We start from the raw sequence: 17,288 nt of genomic DNA, 5'->3' as shown, positions 1-17,288 counted from the left end.
CCCCTTAGTAGTAGAGAAGGGCCTTGTCCCAGTCCTCGTCCGGGCCGAACAGGCCGCGCGGCTTGACCACGTCGTGGACGCCGGTGAGCACATGGGACGGCACGAGCGTCCCCAGCGGCACCGCCCGGACCTGGCAGGGCACGCCGAACTCGGCACGGACCGCCGCGTCCAGCCGCGCCTGCGCCGCCGCCGCGCTCCGCGGCGGGGCCTCGATCTCGACGCGGAGCAGCTCCCGCTCCGCCTTCGCGCGCCAGAAGAGCACGCCGTCCGCGGCCGGCAGCCCGAAGACGAGTTCCTCCAGCCGGGCCTGGTTCACCTCCGCGCCGCCGACCCGGTAGCCGAACGCGGACCGGCCCAGCACGCGCACGGTCGGCAGCGCCCAGCCGCAGGGGCACTCGCCGTACGCCACCTCGACGTCGTCTTCGAGGTTGTACCGCAGCAGCGGCATCGCCTCGCGGTACAGCGGGGTGACCACGAGCTGGCCGCTGCCCTCGGTGCCGATCCGCCCGGTGGCCGGGTCGTACACCTCGAACAGCGCCCGGTCGGCCCACAGGTGCATCCGCCCGTTCGGGCACTCGCCGGCGAGGCTGCCGGTCTCGGTGGAGCCGTACTCCTCCACCACCGGCACGCCCCACAGCTCGCTGATCCGGCGGCGCCGGGTCGGGCTCAGCGGCTCGCCGCCCACGAACAGCGCCCGCAGGGCCGGGAAGTCGCGGCCCGGCTCGAGGCCGCGGGCCCGCGCCGCCGCGGCCCAGATCAGCGTCTCGGTCGGCATCGACCAGCTCAGCGTCACCCCCAGGTCGTGCAGGACCCGGACCACCCGGGAGTACGGCATGGCGAGCGAGCGGTTGTCCCCCGGCACCACGGTCGCGCCGTGCAGGCGGGCGGCGGCGTGCGCCAGGTGCCCTGTGATCATCAGCGCGTACGGGGTGCGGACGAGGAAGACGTCCGAGGCGCTGATGCCGACCCACTTGCGGGCGTACCGCTCGCTCAGGTCGGTCCAGTCCTCCGCCGTGTAGAACGAGGCGGTCGGCTGGCCCGCCGTACCGCTCGACTCGTGGTACGTGGCGAGCCGCTCCTTCTCCACGGCGAGCAGCCCGAACGGGTACGCGTCGCGCAGGTCCTGCTTCGTGGTCAGCGGCAGGTCGGCAAGCCGGCGGGCGGCGGCGTCCGGGTTGGCTGGCGGCTGGCCACCGGCGAGCAGCCCGTCCCGGGCCTGGTAGAAGGGGGCACGCGCGGCCCAGGCGAAGACCTCCGGCAGCCTCGCGCGCTGTGTGACGGCGAGTTCGTCGTAGCCGCACCAGTCCCCGAGCCGCGGCAGGCGCGGCTGGACGGGCGCCTGGTGAGCGCCGGCTAGCAGGGTCATCAGCGGGCCTCCAAGCTCTTAGGCATCGGGCTTTCCTTCCTTGAACGGGCTTTCCCGAGCAGTCGGTGCGCGTTGTGCCAGGCGACCTGCGCCCACTGCCCTGGTGTGAGGTCGAGCGCGGCGTACTTGGCCAGCTCCACGCGCGGATGCTGGAGCGGAAACTCGCTGCCGAACAGCAGCCGGTGAGCGCCCAGCCGTTCCAGGGCGGTACCGACGACCGTGCTGTACCCGCCCGAGGTCTCCATCAGGATGTTGGGGTGCGGGCCGATCAGGTCGACGGCGTAGTAGTCGATGTTGCCCACGCCGCTGTGCCCGAGGACGAAGGGGATCGACGGGTGTGCCACCGCCAGCGCCACGAGGTCGGCGACGGTGGAGCCCGGCCGGGACAGGCACACCGTGTACACGGGATGGCCCGCCTCAGCCGCGACCGCCAGCAGCGCCTCGGTGCGCTCGTCGCGCAGCGGCACGCCGTGCACGGCCGGCGACACCTCGAGCCCGGCGAAGCCGGCGGCCTCGTCCCGGTAGCGTTCCGGCGGCCGGTGCGGGTTGGCGAAGTAGAACGGCACCAGCCGCCCGCCCGAACCGTCCGCCGCGGCGAACACCGCCTGGTTGTCCGCGTCGGCCGTCACGTGACCGCCCTCGACGAGCTGCCGCGAGAGGCGCTCCAGCGGCAGCAGGCCGCCGGCGCAGATCACCGCACGGTCGACGCCGCATTCATCCATAGTGGACAGGAGCCGGTCAGCCGCGCCCGGCCGCGGCACGAGCCGGGCGTGGAAGTCGAGGACCGGCCCGGACAGCTCACTCACTGTTCCCGGCAGAACTCGTCGATCGGGTACCCGACGTGGCGGTCCTCGGTCGGCAGGTAGCCGAGCAGCCGGTCGCCCGGTTTCAGCTCGGTGCTGTTGAGCACCACCCCGCCCGGGCCGAGCACGCGGACGTGCCAGTCATCCTGCAGGATCAGGTTGACCTCGGTGCCGTCCGGCGCGGTCGCGTCGACCGAGAGCAGCGGCCGCGTCTCGATCTTCACCCGGCCGACCGTGGCGACCCGGGCCTGGCCCTTCACGTCTACGGCCAGCACCTTGCTGCCGGCCTGCAGCTCGCTGAGGTAGTTGGTGCGGCCGTTGGTCGACATCGTGTACGACATGATGGCGCCGGCGTTGACCCGGAACGGCCGCGTCGGCATGTACGGCAACGGGTGGGTCTCGCTGACGCAGAGCACCATGCCCTTGGAGTGCGAGCCGACCAGGATGCCCTCGTCCTGCCGGAAGTACGTGCAGGTGTCCACGCAGGCGCGCTCCCCCATGCCCACGTGCGTGACCCGGGTGACCTCCAGCTCGACCAGGTCGAGGTCGCTGGGACGGTCGTCGGCGGCCGCCTTCAGCGCGGTGGCGTCCCCGACGGCCTTGGGCGCCATCATGACGCCCTCCGAGCCGTGTTCCAGTACGCCGAAGATGATCGTCGCCTCTTCGACGTCCGCCGCGACGGTGATGATGTTTCCGTCGCTGCCGGCGGCCGCGGCCAGCACGATCTCCAGTGGGATCTTCGTGGGGTCGGCGAAGCGCAGCACGCACCAGCGCTCCTCGCGGGCCGCGACGCACGCGTCGTCGAGGGTGGGCGCGTCGACGACCTCGACGTACCGGCCGAACTCCACCCCGGGATGGCGCTGGGCCAGTTCTGGGCCCCGGCCACGCTCCCCCGCCACGATGACGACGTCGGCGTCGCCGAGCTCGTCGGGCACCGGGCCGTCGCCGGCGAAGAGCACCTTGCGTACCGTCGGCGGCAGGCCGGTGAAGGCGGACGGGTGCGCCGCCACGATCGCGTCGACCCGCTGGTGCACCGCCTCTTCGACGATGGCCGCCGTGGCCTCGCCGGCAGCGCGGACGTCGAGCCAGCACAGCTTCATACCTGCACTCCTCACTGTAGAGCGACCGGCGCGGCACCGGTCAGGTTCGGTTCGAACCGCTGGCCGCCCAGGTGGCCGCCCAGCGGCGCCACCTCGGGCCGGCGGTGCACGACGCCGGCGACGAGCCGCGCGGCCGCCCCCGGATCGACCGCCTGGAAGATGTTGCGCCCCATCGCCACGCCGGCGGCACCGGCGCGCAGACCGTCCTCCACAAAGGACACAAGCTCGCGGGTGGAGTCCCGCCGGGGCCCGCCGGCGAGTATCACCGGCAGCGGGCAGTCACGGGTGATGTCCCGCAGCTCGGCGGTGGTACCGGCCGGCACGGTCTTGACGATGTCGACGCCGAGGTCGACCGCGATCGCGACCGCGTGGGCCACCACCGCCGGGTCCCGCGGGTCGCTGATCTTCGGCCCGCGGGGGTACATCATGGCCAGCAACGGCACGTTCCACCGGTCGCAGGCGTCCGAGACGGTCGCCAGGTCGCGCAGCTGCTGGGCCTCCTGGTCGGCGCCGAGGTTGACGTGCACGCTGACCGCGTCGGCGCCCAGTCGCAGCGACTCCTCCACACTGGACACCAGGTACTTCGCATCGGGATCCGGCGCGCGAACGGTACTCGCGCTCAGGTGCACGATCAGCGACATGTCGGCGAAGCGGGCGCCGTCCAGGTGGCGCAGCGCCCCCTTGTGCAGCACCACCGCGTCGACGCCGGCGTCGGCGAGTTCCCCGACGAGGCGGTCGAGGCGGGTGCCGCCGCTGATCGAGCCGTCGGTGACCGAGTGGTCCATCGGTACCACCAGCAGGCGGCGATCGCCGTACCGGTAGAGCCGGCGCAACCGCACGCGGCGCGCGAACGAACTGTTGATCGACGCCATCCCTCACTGTCCTTTCTAGACGGTCGCCATTGACGGCACGGCGCCGGCGAGGCCGAACGTCTCGTGCAGCAGGGACACCGCCTCCACGACCCGGTCCCGCGGGACGATCGCCGACGTACGGAGCTGGGAGATGGAGACCCAGCTCGTCGGGATTCCGGCCGTCGCGAGGGCGGCGAGCATGCGGGCGGTGCACTCGGGCCGGTTCAGCAGACCCATGCCGATCACCGACACCTTGCCGACGTGCGCGTCCACGCGCACCCGGCCGTCCAGCGGCGCCACCGCCTCGCGCAATGGCGTGAGCACCTCGTCGACGTCGCTGCGACGGATCGTGAAGCCGATCCGGAACTCGTCCTCCTGCGGGCCCGAGCGGGCCACCAGGTCGACCGGTACGGTGTGCGCGGCGAGGACCGCGAGCACCTCGGGTGCCGGGTCACGGCCGCTCGTCGCGGTACGCACGAGCACGCGGGCCACGTCCAGGTCATGCGCGACAGCCACGATCGAGTTACGGGTCTCCAGCATCTCCTCCACGGCCCTTCCCGAGATCACGGTGCCCGCACCCGGCATGAACGAGCTGCGCACGTGCACCTCGACGCGTTCCATCGCGGCCAGCTCCACGGCGCGCGAGTGCAGCACCCGCGCGCCGGCGAAGGCCATCTCGGCCATCACGTTCGGATCGACGCCCGGCAGCACGCGCGCGTTCGGCACGACCCGGGGATCGGCGGTGAGCACGCCCGGTACGTCGGTGTAGATCTCGCACCGGGCGGCCGACAGCTCCGCGGCGAGCGCCACCGCCGTGGTGTCCGAACCACCCCGGCCCAGCGTGATGACGTCCCCGGCGGCGTTCAGCCCTTGAAAGCCGGCGACCACGACGACGTCGCCGTCGGCGAGGCGGTGGCGGATCTCGGTGGTGTCGACCGCGGCGATCACGCCCGCGCCGTGGCGGCCACTCGCGAGGATGCCGGCCCGCGGGCCGCTCAGCGAGTGCGCCGGTACGCCGAGACGCCGTACCGCCATGGCGAGCAGCGCCGCGGCGGCGCACTCGCCGGTGGCCAGCAGCTGGTCCACCTCCCGCGGCGGCCGGTCGGGGTTGACCTCGCCGGCCAGGCGCAGCAGCTGGTCGGTCTCGCCACCGCGCGCCGACACCACCACCACGGTGGGGTTCCCCTCGTGGTGGGAGTGGGCGACCCAGTCGGCCACCCGCCGCATCGCCGGTACGTCGGCCACCGAGGTCCCGCCGTACTTCTGTACCGTCGTCCGCACCGCCCGCCTCCCCTGCTGTGCTCGCCCTGCCGAGCTCGACGGCATCGAGCGTTCCGCGCGCCGCCGCGCGGTGGCATCCCGGACTCGCGTGATGCCACCGCGAATGGCGCGACCACGTGGTCGGTCAGTGGCCGCGGACACGGTCCAGGACCGTTGCCCAGTCCGCGGGCGCGGCGCCACCCCGCCAGGCCGCGTGCTGGTCCGGGCGGACCAGCACCAGGTCGCTTCCCCACACGGCCCGCGCGTCCGGGTCGTCGATCGGCAGGTGGCACAGCGGCATGCCGCGCTCGCCCGCGGCGGCCACGGCGCCCGCGCCGGCGCCCCGCCCGGAGAAGTCGACCAGCGTGAACCCGGGACCGAACCGGTCGAACAGCGCCGAGCCGTCCGCGAGGAACACGCTCGGCACGCGCGAACCCGGCCGGGTCGTCGGGGTGATGCTCCGCCACCGCCACGGCGGCTGCGGACCGTCCTCCGCGCAGATCACCGGCGAGTCCGCGTACCGGTAGTCAAAGTGGATTCCGGTGTTGTCGATCTGGTACGAGTCCTGCTCCAGGAAGCCGGCCAGGTGCTCGCGGGACGTGCCCTCCATGGCCAGCTGCGGAAACCGCCGCCACACCTCCAGCAGGTTGAAACACATCTCCCGGTTGAACAGCGCGACCGGGCGGCGCTCCGGCTCGTAGCTGGCCAGCAGCCCCGGCCCGCCCCAGCCGCCCAGGTCGGCGGCGAGCTTCCAGCCGAGGTCGACGGCGTCGCCGATACCGGTATTCGCGCCGTGGCCACCGGTCGGGTAGAACTGGTGCGCCGCGTCGCCGGCGATGAACACCGATTCCCGCCGGTACGACTCGGCGACGGCCATCGCGCCGCGCCAGACGGCGACGTTCATCACCTCGTCAACGGCCAGGTCGTGGCCGAGCCGCCGCCGCATCAGCTCCACCGGGTCGGCCTGCGCCTCCGCCTCGTCGAAGAGCGGGAAGAAGCCGGTCCACACGTCGGCCTCGTCGCGGGAGACGAGCGTGATGCCACCCGCGACCACCATCAGGAAGCAGCGGCCGTGCTTGCGCAGTGCGGGATCGGTGCTGCGGAAGTAGACGTCGCGGAACTCGCCGGTGGGGCCCGAGCCGACGACCTGTATGCCGGCCGCGTCGCGGACCGCGCTGCCGGCGCCGTCGCACGCCACCAGGTAGCGCGCGGCGATGAGGCGCTCCGCGCCGGTGGCGGCATCCCGTACTCGCGCCACCACGCCGCCCGCGTCGTTGCTTACCAGCTCCTCGAAGGCCGTGCCCAGGCGCATATCCACCAACGGCCGCGCGCTGGCGCGTACCCGCAGGATCTCCTCCAGCACGTTGCCGGGCAGTCGTTGGTACGGTTCGAGCCCGCTGGTGCCGTCGTTCACCTTCCGGATGCGTTCCGCGGTGTCACCGACGGACGGGTACTCCCATGTGGACAGTGGCGGCTCTGGCAGGCTCCGGGTCCACAGGAAGTTGAACGAGTGCTCGGCGCCGATGCCGCGCCGGCGGATCTCCTCGACCACACCCAGCCGCCGGTACAGCTCCATGCTGCGGCCGTTGAGGTAGTCCATCTTCGGGTGCGGCGAGGGGCGCGGGTGCCGGTCGATCAGCACGCTGGACTGCCCCTGGTGGGCCAGTTCCAGCGCCAGCGTCGCACCCACCGGCCCCGCTCCGACGATCAGTACCCCGACCTGTTCCCGCACGGTGTCCATCCGGTCCTCCGTCCTGGCGGCGTTTGCTCACCACCATCACCGGCGGAGCGGGCCGCGTTCATCACGAGTTCTCGTGATTCGGCCGGGCGGCTCCCGGCGCTAGCGTTGCGCCGAATGCCAAGCGGACAAAAGGATTCCGGCCGTATCGAGGAGACTCACATGATCGATCGCAGAAGGTTTCTCGCCGCCGGTGGGCTCGCCGCGGTCGCCGCGGCGACCGGTGCGCCGGCCGCCGCCGCGTCGTCGGACGGCGGCCGGAGGCCGGACTGGGCCGCGCTGCGCCGGGCGATCGACGGCGAGGTACTGGTGCCGGGCGATCCGGCCTACGAGAGCCGGTATCCCAGCTACCTGTCCCGGTACGACGGAATCCGGCCAGCCGCCGTCGTGCGCCCGCGCCGCGCCGGCGACGTCGCCGAGGCGGTGCGGTTCGCCCGGCGGTATGGGGTGCCGTCGGTCGCCCGTTCCGGCGGGCACAGCTTCGGGGGCTTCTCGACCGGTACCGGCATGGTCGTCGACCTCTCCGCACGGGCGCGAACCACCGTCTCCGGCGGGCGGGCCCGGCTGGAGGCCGGCGCCAAGATGGTCGACATGCAGCAGGCCCTCAACGCGCGGGGCCTGAGCATCACCGGCGGGATGTGTCCCACGGTCGGGATCGGCGGGCTCACCCTCGGCGGCGGTTTCGGCATGGCGGGCCGGCGGTACGGGCTGGCCTCCGACCGGCTCACCGGCGTCCGGCTGGTACTGGCCGACGGGCGGCTCATCCGCTGCGACAGCCGCCACGACCCGGACCTGTTCTGGGCGCTGCGCGGCGGCGGCGCGGGCAGCTTCGGCATCGTCACCGACTTCGAGTTCGACCCGTACCCGGCCGGCGAGACGACCGTGTTCCAGATCTTCTGGCCCTGGTCCGCCGCCGCCGACGTGGTGGCCGCGTGGCAGGAATGGGGCCCGGACGCGCCGCCGGACCTCACGGCCGGACTCTACGTGCGCACCTTCGACCCGTCGATGGAGCCGGAGGTGTTCGCGTTCGGGCAGTGGGCCGGCCTCCCCTCCGACCTCGACCCGATCGTCGGTGACCTGTACGCCCGCGTCGGCCACTCACCATCCACTGTGGACCTGCGCACCGTGCCGTACCTGGACTCGGTCCTGTACTGGGGCGGCTGCTCTGAGCTGAGCGTCTCGCAGTGCCACGCACCCGGACAGACGCCGGACGGCGCGCTCCGCCGGCTGGAACACGCGCTGACCAAGTCGGACTTCTTCCGGCGTTCGCTGCCCCGGGACGGCATTGACGCGCTGCTGCGAGCGCTGGTCCGCGACCAGCCGCCCGGCGAGCTGCGCGGCCTGGAGTTCCACGCGTTCGGCGGCGCCTACAACCGGCCGTCGCCGGGCACGACCGCGTTCACGCACCGCCGGCAGCGCTTCCTGTTGCAGTACCTGGCGCAGGTGGGCACCGGCGCGACGCCGGGGCAGAAGGCCGCCGTCGACCAGTGGGGGCGGGACATCTGGGCCGCGATGCGCCCCTGGGCGTCCGGCCACGCGTACCAGAACTACACCGACCCGGACCTGCGCGACTGGCAACGGGCCTACTACGGCGGCAACTACCGGCGCCTGGTCGGCGTCAAGCGGCGGTACGACCCGCACCGCTACTTCGACTTCGCGCACGCCATCGGCCGCTGAGGCGGTACCGGCATGCGCCTGATCGTGGCCATGACCGGCGCCACCGGTGCGGTGCTCGGTGTCCGGCTGCTGGAGACGCTCCGTACGCGGCCGGACATCGAGTCGCACCTGGTGATGAGCCGCTGGGCACGCAGCACCATCCAGACCGAGACCGACCTGAGCGCGGCGGCGGTCGCCAAGCTCGCCGACGTGGTGCACAAGCCCGACGACCTCGCCGCACCGATCGCCAGCGGCTCGTTCCGCACCGCCGGCATGGTGGTGGTGCCGTGCAGCATGAAGACCCTCGCCGGCATCCGCACCGGATACAGCTCCGGTCTGATCGGCCGGGCCGCCGACGTGGTGCTCAAGGAGCGGCGGCGGCTGGTCCTGGTGGCACGGGAGACGCCGCTCAGCGAGGTGCACCTGTCGAACATGCTGGCCCTGCGCCGGATGGGCGCCGACATCGTCCCGCCCATGCCGGCCTTCTACAACCGACCGCGCACCGTCGACGACCTGGTCGACCACCTCGTGGCCCGGGTGCTCGACCAGTTCGGCCTCGACGTGCCGGCGCGCCGCTGGGACGGCCCGCCGCAGCCACCTAGGAGGAGGAGTTCCGATGGCCCATGACGACCTGCGCGCGTACCTCGCCGCGCTGGAGAAGCACGGACAGCTCCGGCGGATCAGTGACCCGGTGGACGCGGACGTCGACCTCTCGGCGGCGGCCAACGCGGCCGGGCGGCTGGAAGGTACCGGCCCGGCGCTGCTGTTCGACAACCTGCGCGACATCACCGGCGGCCGCGTCGCGCTGAACGTACACGGCTCGTGGGCCAACCACGCCGTCGCCCTGGACCTGCCGCCCGCGACCCCGGTGCGGCAGCAGGTCGAGGAGCTCGCGCGCCGGTGGAACGACTTCCCGGTGCCGCCGGACCGCCGGACCGACCCTCCCTTCACACAGAACCGCCTCACCGGCGAGGATGTCGACCTGTTTCGGGTGCTGCCCCTGTTTCGCCTCAACGACTCCGACGGCGGCTTCTACCTCGACAAGGCCGCGGTCGTCAGCCGCGACCCGACCGACCCCGAGCACTTCGGCAAGCAGAACGTGGGCATCTACCGCCTCCAGGTCAAGGGCCGCAACCGGCTGGGCATGCAGCCCGGCTCGATACACGACATCGCGAAGCACCTTCGCCTGGCCGAGGAGCGCGGGCAGGACCTGCCGGTGGCGATCGCGGTCGGCGTCGACCCGGTCACGTCGATCGTCGCCGCCACCCCGATGCGGTACGAGGACTCCGAGTACGAGATGGCCGGCGCGCTGCGCGGCGCGCCGGCGCCGATCGCCACCGCGCCGCTGACCGGGATCGACGTGCCGTGGGGCACGGAGGTGCTGCTGGAGGGCGTGATCGAGGGCCGGGTACGCGAGGTGGAGGGCCCGTTCGGCGAGTTCACCGGCCACTACTCCGGCGGCCGCAGCATGGCAGTGGTGCGCATCGACCAGATCTCGTACCGCACCGACCCGATCTTCGAGCACCTGTACCTCGGCAGGCCGTGGACGGAGATCGACTACCTGATGGGGCCGGCCACCTGCGTCCCGCTGCTCGCCCAGCTCCGCACCGAGTTTCCGGAGGTGCGCGCGGTCAATGCCATGTACACCCACGGACTGCTGGTCATCGTCTCCACCGCCACCCGGTACGGCGGCTTCGCCAAGGCGGTGGGGCTGCGCACGATGACCACCGCGCACGGGCTGGGCTACTGCAAGGTGGTCATCGTGGTGGACGAGGACGTCGACCCGTTCAATCTCCCGCAGGTGATGTGGGCGCTCTCCACGAAGGTCAACGGCCCCGCCGATGTGGTCAACCTGCCGCAGATGTCGATCCTGCCGCTGGACCCCGGCGCCGACCCCCAGGGCATCAGCAACAAGCTGCTCATCGACGCCACCACGCCGGTGCGCCCCGACGCCCGTGGGCGGCACGAACACCCGGTACGCGACCTGCCCGGCGTGGACGCGTGGATGCGGTGGCTGCGGGCTCCGCACACCCCCGTGCCGGCCCACGCCGCGTCCACTGTAGAGGCCGAGCCGCCGGCGGTCTGCCCCCGCTGCGCCGAGCCCTCGCCGGAGCGCCAGGCCGCCTCCGCCGAGCCCGGCCGGTGGGAGATCTACGCCTGCGGCCGCTGCCACTACGGATGGCGTACGACCGAACCGCCGCACCGCGTCCGCCCGGAGTCCTTCCCGCCCGGCCTGCGCTGGACCCGGCTGGACATCGCGGGCGCCCCCGAACTCCCGCTGATCCCCCCGTTACTCCCCCCGGCGTCACCGTGACACCGACGTCACAGTGATCAGGGCGTCCCCGAAGTTGTCGCGGCGACTTCGGGGACGCCCTGATCACGCGGGCGGGAGTGGGTCAGGTCCAAGCGTCGATCAGCGTGGCGGCCTGGTCGGGGTTGAGCCGGGGATCGCAGAGCGTCGTGTACCGCGAGCGCAGCGCCGCGTCGTCCGCGACGGTGCCGCCCACGCACTCGGTCACGTCGGCCGCGGCCACCTCCAGGTGAAGGCCCCCGGCGTGCTGGCCGTGCCCCTCCAGGATCTCGCGGAACGCGCTGGCCTCGGCCGCCACGTCGCGCAGGTAGCGGGTCTTCATGCCGTTGCCGGCGCGGACGGTGTTGCCGTGCATGGGGTCACTGAGCCAGATCACCGGGTGCCCGGCCCGGCGTACCGCGACGACGATGCCGGGCATGGCGTCGGTGATGCCGCGACGGCCCATGCGCATGACGAGGACGAGCCGTCCGGGTACGCGGTCGGGGTCCAGCAACCGGCAGAGCCGGACCACGTCGTCCGGCGCGGCGTTCGGACCGATCTTGCAGGCCACCGGGTTCGCCACGCTGGCCAGCAGCGCCACGTGCGCGCCGTCGGGCTGGCGCGTACGCTCGCCGATCCATGGCAGGTGGGTCGAGGCCAGCAGGGTGGTGCCGCTGGCCGGGTCGACCCGCACGAGGCTTTCCTCGTAGTCGAGGACCAGCGCCTCATGGCTGGTCCACGGGCCGGTGGCGGCGAGCCGCCGCTGCCCGACCAGGTGGGTGACCACGGCTGCCGCGTCGTACGCGAGCACCATCCGGTGGGGATCGGGCTGGCGTGCCGCGGGTGTGGCCAGGGTTGAATTGATCATATGGCCGCGGAAGGTGGGCAGTTCGCGGCCGCAGTACCACTCGGTTGCCCGGGAGCGTGGCTTGGCGAACTGCCCACCGATCCGGCCGACCCGCACGACGGGTACGCCGGTGCGCGCGGCCATCCGCTCGGCGAGCCTGTCGAGCACCGCCAGCTTGCCGGCGACGTGCTTGGCGGTGCACTCCGACAGGCTCTCCACGCAGTCGCCGGCCTGCAGCAGCACGGCACGGCCCGCGGCCACGTCGGCCAGCACGGTCCGGAGATCGGCCACCTCGGCGGCGGTCACGAGGGCGGGTGCGGTGGCGAGCTTGCGGCGTGCGAGCTCGTACTGGGGATGATCCGACCACTGCGGCTGGTGCGCGGGGCGCGGTCCGGTGTGGACCTCACGATCACGGACCTTGGTATCGAACACGTCTGTCCCTTCGCCATCCGGGGCGGTGACCGGTCCAGCCTTGCCCAGCCGCGGGCGGCGCCACATCACGTCTTCTCGGGATGCTGGCTCTCGGGATGCTGCGCGAGGTCCTTCAACACCTTGCGGGTCAGCTGCACCCGGCTCGAGACGCCGAGCTTGGCGAAGCTGCTGCGCAGGTGACTGTCCACTGTGTGTGGTGACAGGTAGAGCCGGCTGGCCACCTCGCGGTTGGTCAGTCCCTCCGCGACCAGCGTGACCACGCGCACCTCGGACTCGGTGAGGCCGCCCCAGTCGAGGTTGTCGGGAGCTTGCCGGGGTGCCGGGGCGGGCGCCGGCACGGGCGGCGACCCGCTGGCGTGGCGGTCCAGCGCGGCGCGTACCCGGGCGGCGGCGCGCTTGGCGCCCGCCTTCCGGTAGTGCTCGTACGCCTCACGCAGCAGCGGCAGGGCGGCACCCGCGTTGCCGGCGGCGGTCTCCGCGTTTGCGGCGTCCTCCATCGCGGCCGCCCGGGCCAGCGGGCGGGCGCTGCCCCGGTACTTCTCGACGGCCGCCCGCAGCATCCGCCGGTCACCCCGGACCAGCGCGGCGGCGTGCGCGGCCCCGGCCGCGATCGTGCGGTGCGGCTCGTTCCGTGACAGCAGCCGCCCGACCGCCTCCGCCACCACCTCCGCCTTCTCCGGCTCGTCGGCCTCGTGGGCGATCCGCACGAGCGTGGCGGCGGCCTGCGGCTCCTCGGCCAGCACCAGGGGGCGCTGCGGCAGCGCCTGGTACATCGGGACCAGCGTCGCCAGCGCCTGCTGGTGGTTTCCGGCGGCGTGGTGGAGCAGGGCGGTCCGCCAGGCCACCTCCAGCGCGCCGCATCCGCTCGCCGGCGCGAGCTGGTCGGCCTGGTGCAGGTACTGCCGGGCGGCGGGCATCTCGTCGCGCAGCATCGCCAGGTAGCCGAGCAGGGCCAGGGGTCGTACGTGGGAGGAGTTGAGCGGGCGGGTGGTGGAGATGGCGGCCTCGGCCTCCCGCATCGCGTCGTCGAGCCGGCCGCCGACCATGCGCAGCAGCGCCTTGTGGTAGTGCGCGACCGGCCTCGTCCAGGGTGTCGAGGAGGTGCGGTCCAGCCGCTGGGCCGCGTCGAGCACCGCCTCGGCCTCCTCCAGCCGGTCGATGGCGATCAGCGTGCGGGCGAGCCAGAGCTGCGGCCGGTGCCGGCACTGGTGCTGGTCGAGCTTCTCCACCGCCGCGGTCGCCTCCCGGGCGTACCGGACCGCCTCCTCCAGCTCGCCGTCGGCGCTGGCCAGCACGCTCAGGCCGAGCGTCGCGATCGCCCACGCCTCGCAGTCGTCGGCCCGCTGTGCCAGCTCCACCGCCACCTGGGCGGTCTCGCGGGCGGCGAGGTAGCCGTGCCCGTGCAGCAGGGCGTGCGCCTGTACGGCGCGCAGGCGGGCGGTGGCGGCGGCCGTGAGCCCGGGCTTGTCCAGCGCCAGCCGCGCCGAGGTGCCCAGGTCGATGTCGAGCCCCGCGTAGGTGACGACCTCGGCGAGCTCCATCAGCAGCCCGCTGCGGTGCTCCGGGTCCAGCCGCAGCGGCGGCGTACGGTCGATCACGGCCCGCGCCTCGAACAGGCGGCCGGCTGCCAGCAGGTGCCGCACCGTGTCGCCGACCAGCTCGTGCGGCTGCCCGCCCTCGTCCTCCCCGACGACCCCCAGCAGCCGTTCGACGAGCTCCTCGCCGCTCCACCCGCCGTCGACCACGTGCGCCGCGATCTCGGTGCCGGTCGCCGCCCCGCCGGCGCCGAGCAGGGCGGCCGCCTCGCGGTGCAGGACCACCCGCACCGGGCCGGGAAGCAGCTCGCGGATCGCGGTGCGGACCAGCTCGTGCCGGAACGAGAACGCCGCGCCGAGGTCCACGAGCAGGCCGGCGTCGACCGCGGCCCCGATGTCGCGTACGACGTCGGTCGCCGGCCGGCTGACCAGCCCGGCCAGCTCGTGCACGGTGAACGGACGGCCGAAGATCGAGGCCGCGTCGACGAACCGGCGTACCTCGGGCGGCAGCGAGCTGAACTCCCGGTCGACCGCGTTCAGAAAGCTGGGCGGCAGCACCCGGGTCAGCAGGCTCGCCACGCCCTCGTGGACCTGCACGAGACCGGCCTCGCGCAGGCCGAGCAGCAGCCGGTGCAGCAGCGCCGGGTTTCCGTCGCTGCCGACGGTCAGGGCGAACAGGTGCCGGTCGGGCGGCGCGCCGAACACGCGGACGCACATCTCGACCACCGCGTCATCGCTGATGGGCCCCAGTCGCAGCCGCCGCGCGTCGGCGACGAGCAGGTCGTCGAGCGCCTCCTGCACGGTGCCGGTCGCGGGCGCCGGCCGGCGGGCCAGCAGCCAGAGCACCGCCGCGTCGGCGAGGCCGGGCACCAGCAGCCGGATGCCGAGCGCGGTCAGCTCGTCGACGCGGTGCACGTCGTCCAGCGCGATGATCAGGGGGCGGTGGGAGGTGTACTGGGCGATCCGGGCGCGGATCTGGTCGACGAAGCCGAGCCTGCGCGGATCGGCGTCGAGCAGGTCGGCGGTGTGCAGGGCGGGGACGGTGCCGCCGCGCAGCGCGGCCAGCAGCGAGGTGAACGGCACGGCCCGGTCGACGCCCGCAGCCCGGCCCTGGGCCACCGCCAGGCCTCTGCTCGTACCCTCGTAGGCCGCCACATCGAGCAGGCGGCTCTTACCCATCCCGGCGTCACCCTCGATGATCAGGCAGCCGCCCTTGCCGTGCTCCACCGCCTCGATGGTTTCGCGGATCACCGATACTTCTGCGTCTCGACCAAAAAGCCCAGGTTGCATCGAAATCCCCCGCCCCCGTGTGGCGGAAGCTGACTCCCCGCTGAGCGCAGCCCCCGCCCGTCAGCATTTGGCCGATGCCGTCAAATCCGGCACCGGCCGCCGCATCGAGCCTCTCTTATCGGAGCGAGACACGCAAGAGTCGCATGACATTGCGTTGATTATTTGACTACAGAGTGCACCGTAGACAATGTGCCCGTGACGTGCCGTTCAGCCATTCGTCACCAGTTCGCGCCATCCGTCGAATTCAATGCCCATTTGCTGAAACCCGCAAGGATATCCGGACCCGTCCGACTCAGCAATGACTCAGGGTGAAATTGTAGTGACACAAAGCCACGGCCGCGCAACGCGTGCACCTCGCCGGTCCGCGGGTCCCGGCTGGCCCGCACCGGCCCGCGTGCTCCCGCCGTCGTCACGACCGCACCGCCCGCCCGCGCGGCGAACGTGTTGTAGAAGCCGACCTGCGCCAGCTCGCCGAACAGGTCGATGGTGCGCTGCACGCCCTGGTTCGGAGTCGGGCGGCGGACCAGTTCCAGCCCGAGCGCACCGGCCACCACCTGGTGCCCGAGGCACACCGCCAGGAACGGCCGGTCGCCGTGCACAAGCCGCTCGGCCAGCCTCGCCATCGCCCGGACCCGGGGGTCCTCCCGGTCGCGCGGGTCGCCCGGCCCGGGACCGAGCACGACCAGCCGCGCCGGGTCCGGCTCCGCGCCGGCCACCCGGTGCCACGGCTCGATCCGCACCGCGAGCCCCAGCGAATCCAGCTGGCCCGCCAGCATGGCCGTGAAGGTGTCCTCCGCGTCCACCACGAGCGTCTGGACACCGGCGAGGTCGGTGCGGTGGTCGGCCCGGCGGTCCGGGTCGGTGAACCAGTACCGGGCCATCGTGGCGTTGCGGCGTTCGAGCAGTCCCCGCACCTCGGCGTGGCACGCCAGGCCCGGCGCCGCCGGCTCGGCGGGGGCCGCGGCGGCGTCCGCGGACGCCGCCTTGAGCAGGCCGGAGACCTTGGCCCAGGTCTCCGCGGCCTCGGACGCGGGATCGGAGTGCCGCACCAGCGTGGAGCCGGCGCCGATGCGTACCCCGCCGTCGCGGTCGATGTCGGCCGTGCGGATCAGGATCGCGGAGTCCATCCAGCGGCCGCCCTGACCGTCCCGCCCGATCAGCGCGATCGCGCCGGCGTAGTAACCGCGCCCGGTCGGCTCGTGGTGCGCGATGACGCGGCAGGCGTTCTCCAGCGGGCTGCCGGTCACCGTCGGGGCGAACATCGTCTCGCGCAGCACGTCGCGCACATCCAGCTCGGTGCGCCCCTCGATGAGGTACTCGGTGTGCGCCAGCCGCGCCATCTCCTTGAGGTACGGGCCGACCACCCGCCCGCCCCGCGGGCAGAGCCGGGCCATCATCTTCAGCTCCTCGTCCACGACCATGTACAGCTCGTCGGTCTCCTTCTCGTCGCCGAGGAAGTCGAGCACGTCGGGCAGTGTCGGTCCGGCCGGCGGGTAGCGGAACGTGCCGCTGATCGGGTTCATCACCACGGTGCCGCCGTCGAGACTGGCGTGCCGCTCGGGAGTCGCCCCGACGAACGTACGGTCGCCGAGGTGCACGACGAATGTCCAGTACGCGCCCGGCTCGCTGCGCAGCAGCCGGCGGAACAGCGCCAGCGCGGCCCTCGGCGGCGCTCCGTCCAGCTGGGCCCGGAAGGACCGCTTGATCACGAAGTTCGAACCGGCGCCAGCGCCGATCTCGTCGTCGATGATCCGCTTGGCGATCGTCGCGTACTCGTCGTCGTCGATGTCGAATCCCTGCTCACGCCAGCTGACCGGCTCGTCGGGCAGCCGGTCCAGGGCCTCGGCCAGCGGCACCTCGGCGTGGTGCTCGACCCGCAGCACCCGGATCGGCTCACCGTCGTCGCGGCTGGCGAAGCCCCGCTCGGCGATCAACCGGTACGGCAGCAGCGCCACCAGCTCCGGCGCCGCACCACCGGCCGCGTCCGGCAGCGACAGGTCGGCCAGCCCCGGTACGGTCTCGGCCCGGCCGGTCAGCACCGTCACCCGCGGCGGCCCGGCGTTGCCCGGCCGGTGGATCAGCGCGAACGGCCGGTCCTGCGCGACATCGATCACGATGAC

12 protein-coding genes are annotated in these 17,288 nt (G+C 73.0%); 3 read left to right on the top strand and 9 right to left on the bottom strand.

What is annotated here, in order from left to right:
* Window positions 1–4: 4 nt before the first annotated feature.
* The 6 genes from QMG73_RS26255 to QMG73_RS26230 all read right to left on the bottom strand — a co-directional run bounded on the left by QMG73_RS26255 (window position 5) and on the right by QMG73_RS26230 (window position 7,121).
* Window positions 5–1,366: a phenylacetate--CoA ligase family protein gene (locus QMG73_RS26255; protein WP_281899985.1), complete on the bottom strand. Its 1,362-nt coding sequence runs from the start codon at window positions 1,364–1,366 to the stop codon at window positions 5–7.
* Complete coding sequence (locus tag QMG73_RS26250; RefSeq protein WP_281899984.1) at window positions 1,366–2,172, bottom strand: amidohydrolase family protein; 807 nt, start codon at window positions 2,170–2,172, stop codon at window positions 1,366–1,368. Before QMG73_RS26250 ends, QMG73_RS26255 begins: the two co-directional genes overlap by 1 nt.
* Entirely contained in the window at window positions 2,169–3,269 is a 1,101-nt protein-coding gene (locus QMG73_RS26245) for a 3-dehydroquinate synthase II (RefSeq protein ID WP_281899982.1), read from the bottom strand. The genes QMG73_RS26250 and QMG73_RS26245 overlap by 4 nt, the downstream gene beginning before the upstream one ends.
* Window positions 3,270–3,280: 11 nt before the next feature.
* A complete protein-coding gene (locus tag QMG73_RS26240; RefSeq protein ID WP_281899979.1) occupies window positions 3,281–4,141 on the bottom strand; it encodes a 2-amino-3,7-dideoxy-D-threo-hept-6-ulosonate synthase in 861 nt (286 codons plus the stop codon).
* Window positions 4,142–4,156: 15 nt separating this feature from the next.
* The gene (locus QMG73_RS26235) at window positions 4,157–5,401 is read right to left on the bottom strand and encodes an aspartate kinase (RefSeq protein WP_281899978.1); all 1,245 of its coding nucleotides are present in this window, start codon (window positions 5,399–5,401) and stop codon (window positions 4,157–4,159) included.
* A 124-nt stretch (window positions 5,402–5,525) separates the two neighbouring features.
* Window positions 5,526–7,121 carry an FAD-dependent monooxygenase gene (locus tag QMG73_RS26230; protein WP_281899976.1) on the bottom strand — a complete coding sequence of 532 codons (1,596 nt, stop codon included), beginning with the start codon at window positions 7,119–7,121 and terminating at the stop codon, window positions 5,526–5,528.
* Between the two features lie 159 nt (window positions 7,122–7,280).
* On the opposite strand from QMG73_RS26230, the gene QMG73_RS26225 reads away from it, so the two are divergent.
* The 3 genes from QMG73_RS26225 to QMG73_RS26215 are packed head-to-tail and all read left to right on the top strand — an operon-like array spanning window position 7,281 to window position 11,088.
* Complete coding sequence (locus QMG73_RS26225) at window positions 7,281–8,795, top strand: FAD-binding oxidoreductase (RefSeq protein ID WP_281899974.1); 1,515 nt, start codon at window positions 7,281–7,283, stop codon at window positions 8,793–8,795.
* 12 nt (window positions 8,796–8,807) lie between these two features.
* Window positions 8,808–9,401 (top strand): UbiX family flavin prenyltransferase, encoded by a 594-nt coding sequence (locus QMG73_RS26220; protein ID WP_281899972.1) that lies wholly within the window; start codon window positions 8,808–8,810, stop codon window positions 9,399–9,401.
* Entirely contained in the window at window positions 9,391–11,088 is a 1,698-nt protein-coding gene (locus tag QMG73_RS26215) for a non-oxidative hydroxyarylic acid decarboxylases subunit C (protein WP_281899971.1), read from the top strand. Before QMG73_RS26220 ends, QMG73_RS26215 begins: the two co-directional genes overlap by 11 nt.
* 82 nt (window positions 11,089–11,170) lie before the next feature.
* On the opposite strand, the gene QMG73_RS26210 is transcribed toward QMG73_RS26215, so the two are convergent.
* The 3 genes from QMG73_RS26210 to QMG73_RS26200 all read right to left on the bottom strand — a co-directional run bounded on the left by QMG73_RS26210 (window position 11,171) and on the right by QMG73_RS26200 (window position 17,282).
* The gene (locus tag QMG73_RS26210; RefSeq protein ID WP_281899969.1) at window positions 11,171–12,343 is read right to left on the bottom strand and encodes a 3-deoxy-7-phosphoheptulonate synthase; all 1,173 of its coding nucleotides are present in this window, start codon (window positions 12,341–12,343) and stop codon (window positions 11,171–11,173) included.
* Window positions 12,344–12,408: 65 nt separating this feature from the next.
* Window positions 12,409–15,168, bottom strand: a complete 2,760-nt coding sequence (locus QMG73_RS26205; RefSeq protein ID WP_281899967.1) for an AAA family ATPase — start codon at window positions 15,166–15,168, stop codon at window positions 12,409–12,411.
* 218 nt (window positions 15,169–15,386) lie between these two features.
* The gene (locus QMG73_RS26200) at window positions 15,387–17,282 is read right to left on the bottom strand and encodes an anthranilate synthase family protein (RefSeq protein WP_281899965.1); all 1,896 of its coding nucleotides are present in this window, start codon (window positions 17,280–17,282) and stop codon (window positions 15,387–15,389) included.
* Window positions 17,283–17,288: the final 6 nt, after the last annotated feature.

The organism is Phytohabitans aurantiacus, assembly GCF_027923225.1.
Classification (GTDB): Bacteria; Actinomycetota; Actinomycetes; order Mycobacteriales; family Micromonosporaceae; genus Phytohabitans; species Phytohabitans aurantiacus.
Note: the sequence above shows the minus strand (reverse complement) of the source record. Positions and strands in the feature narration are given on the sequence as shown.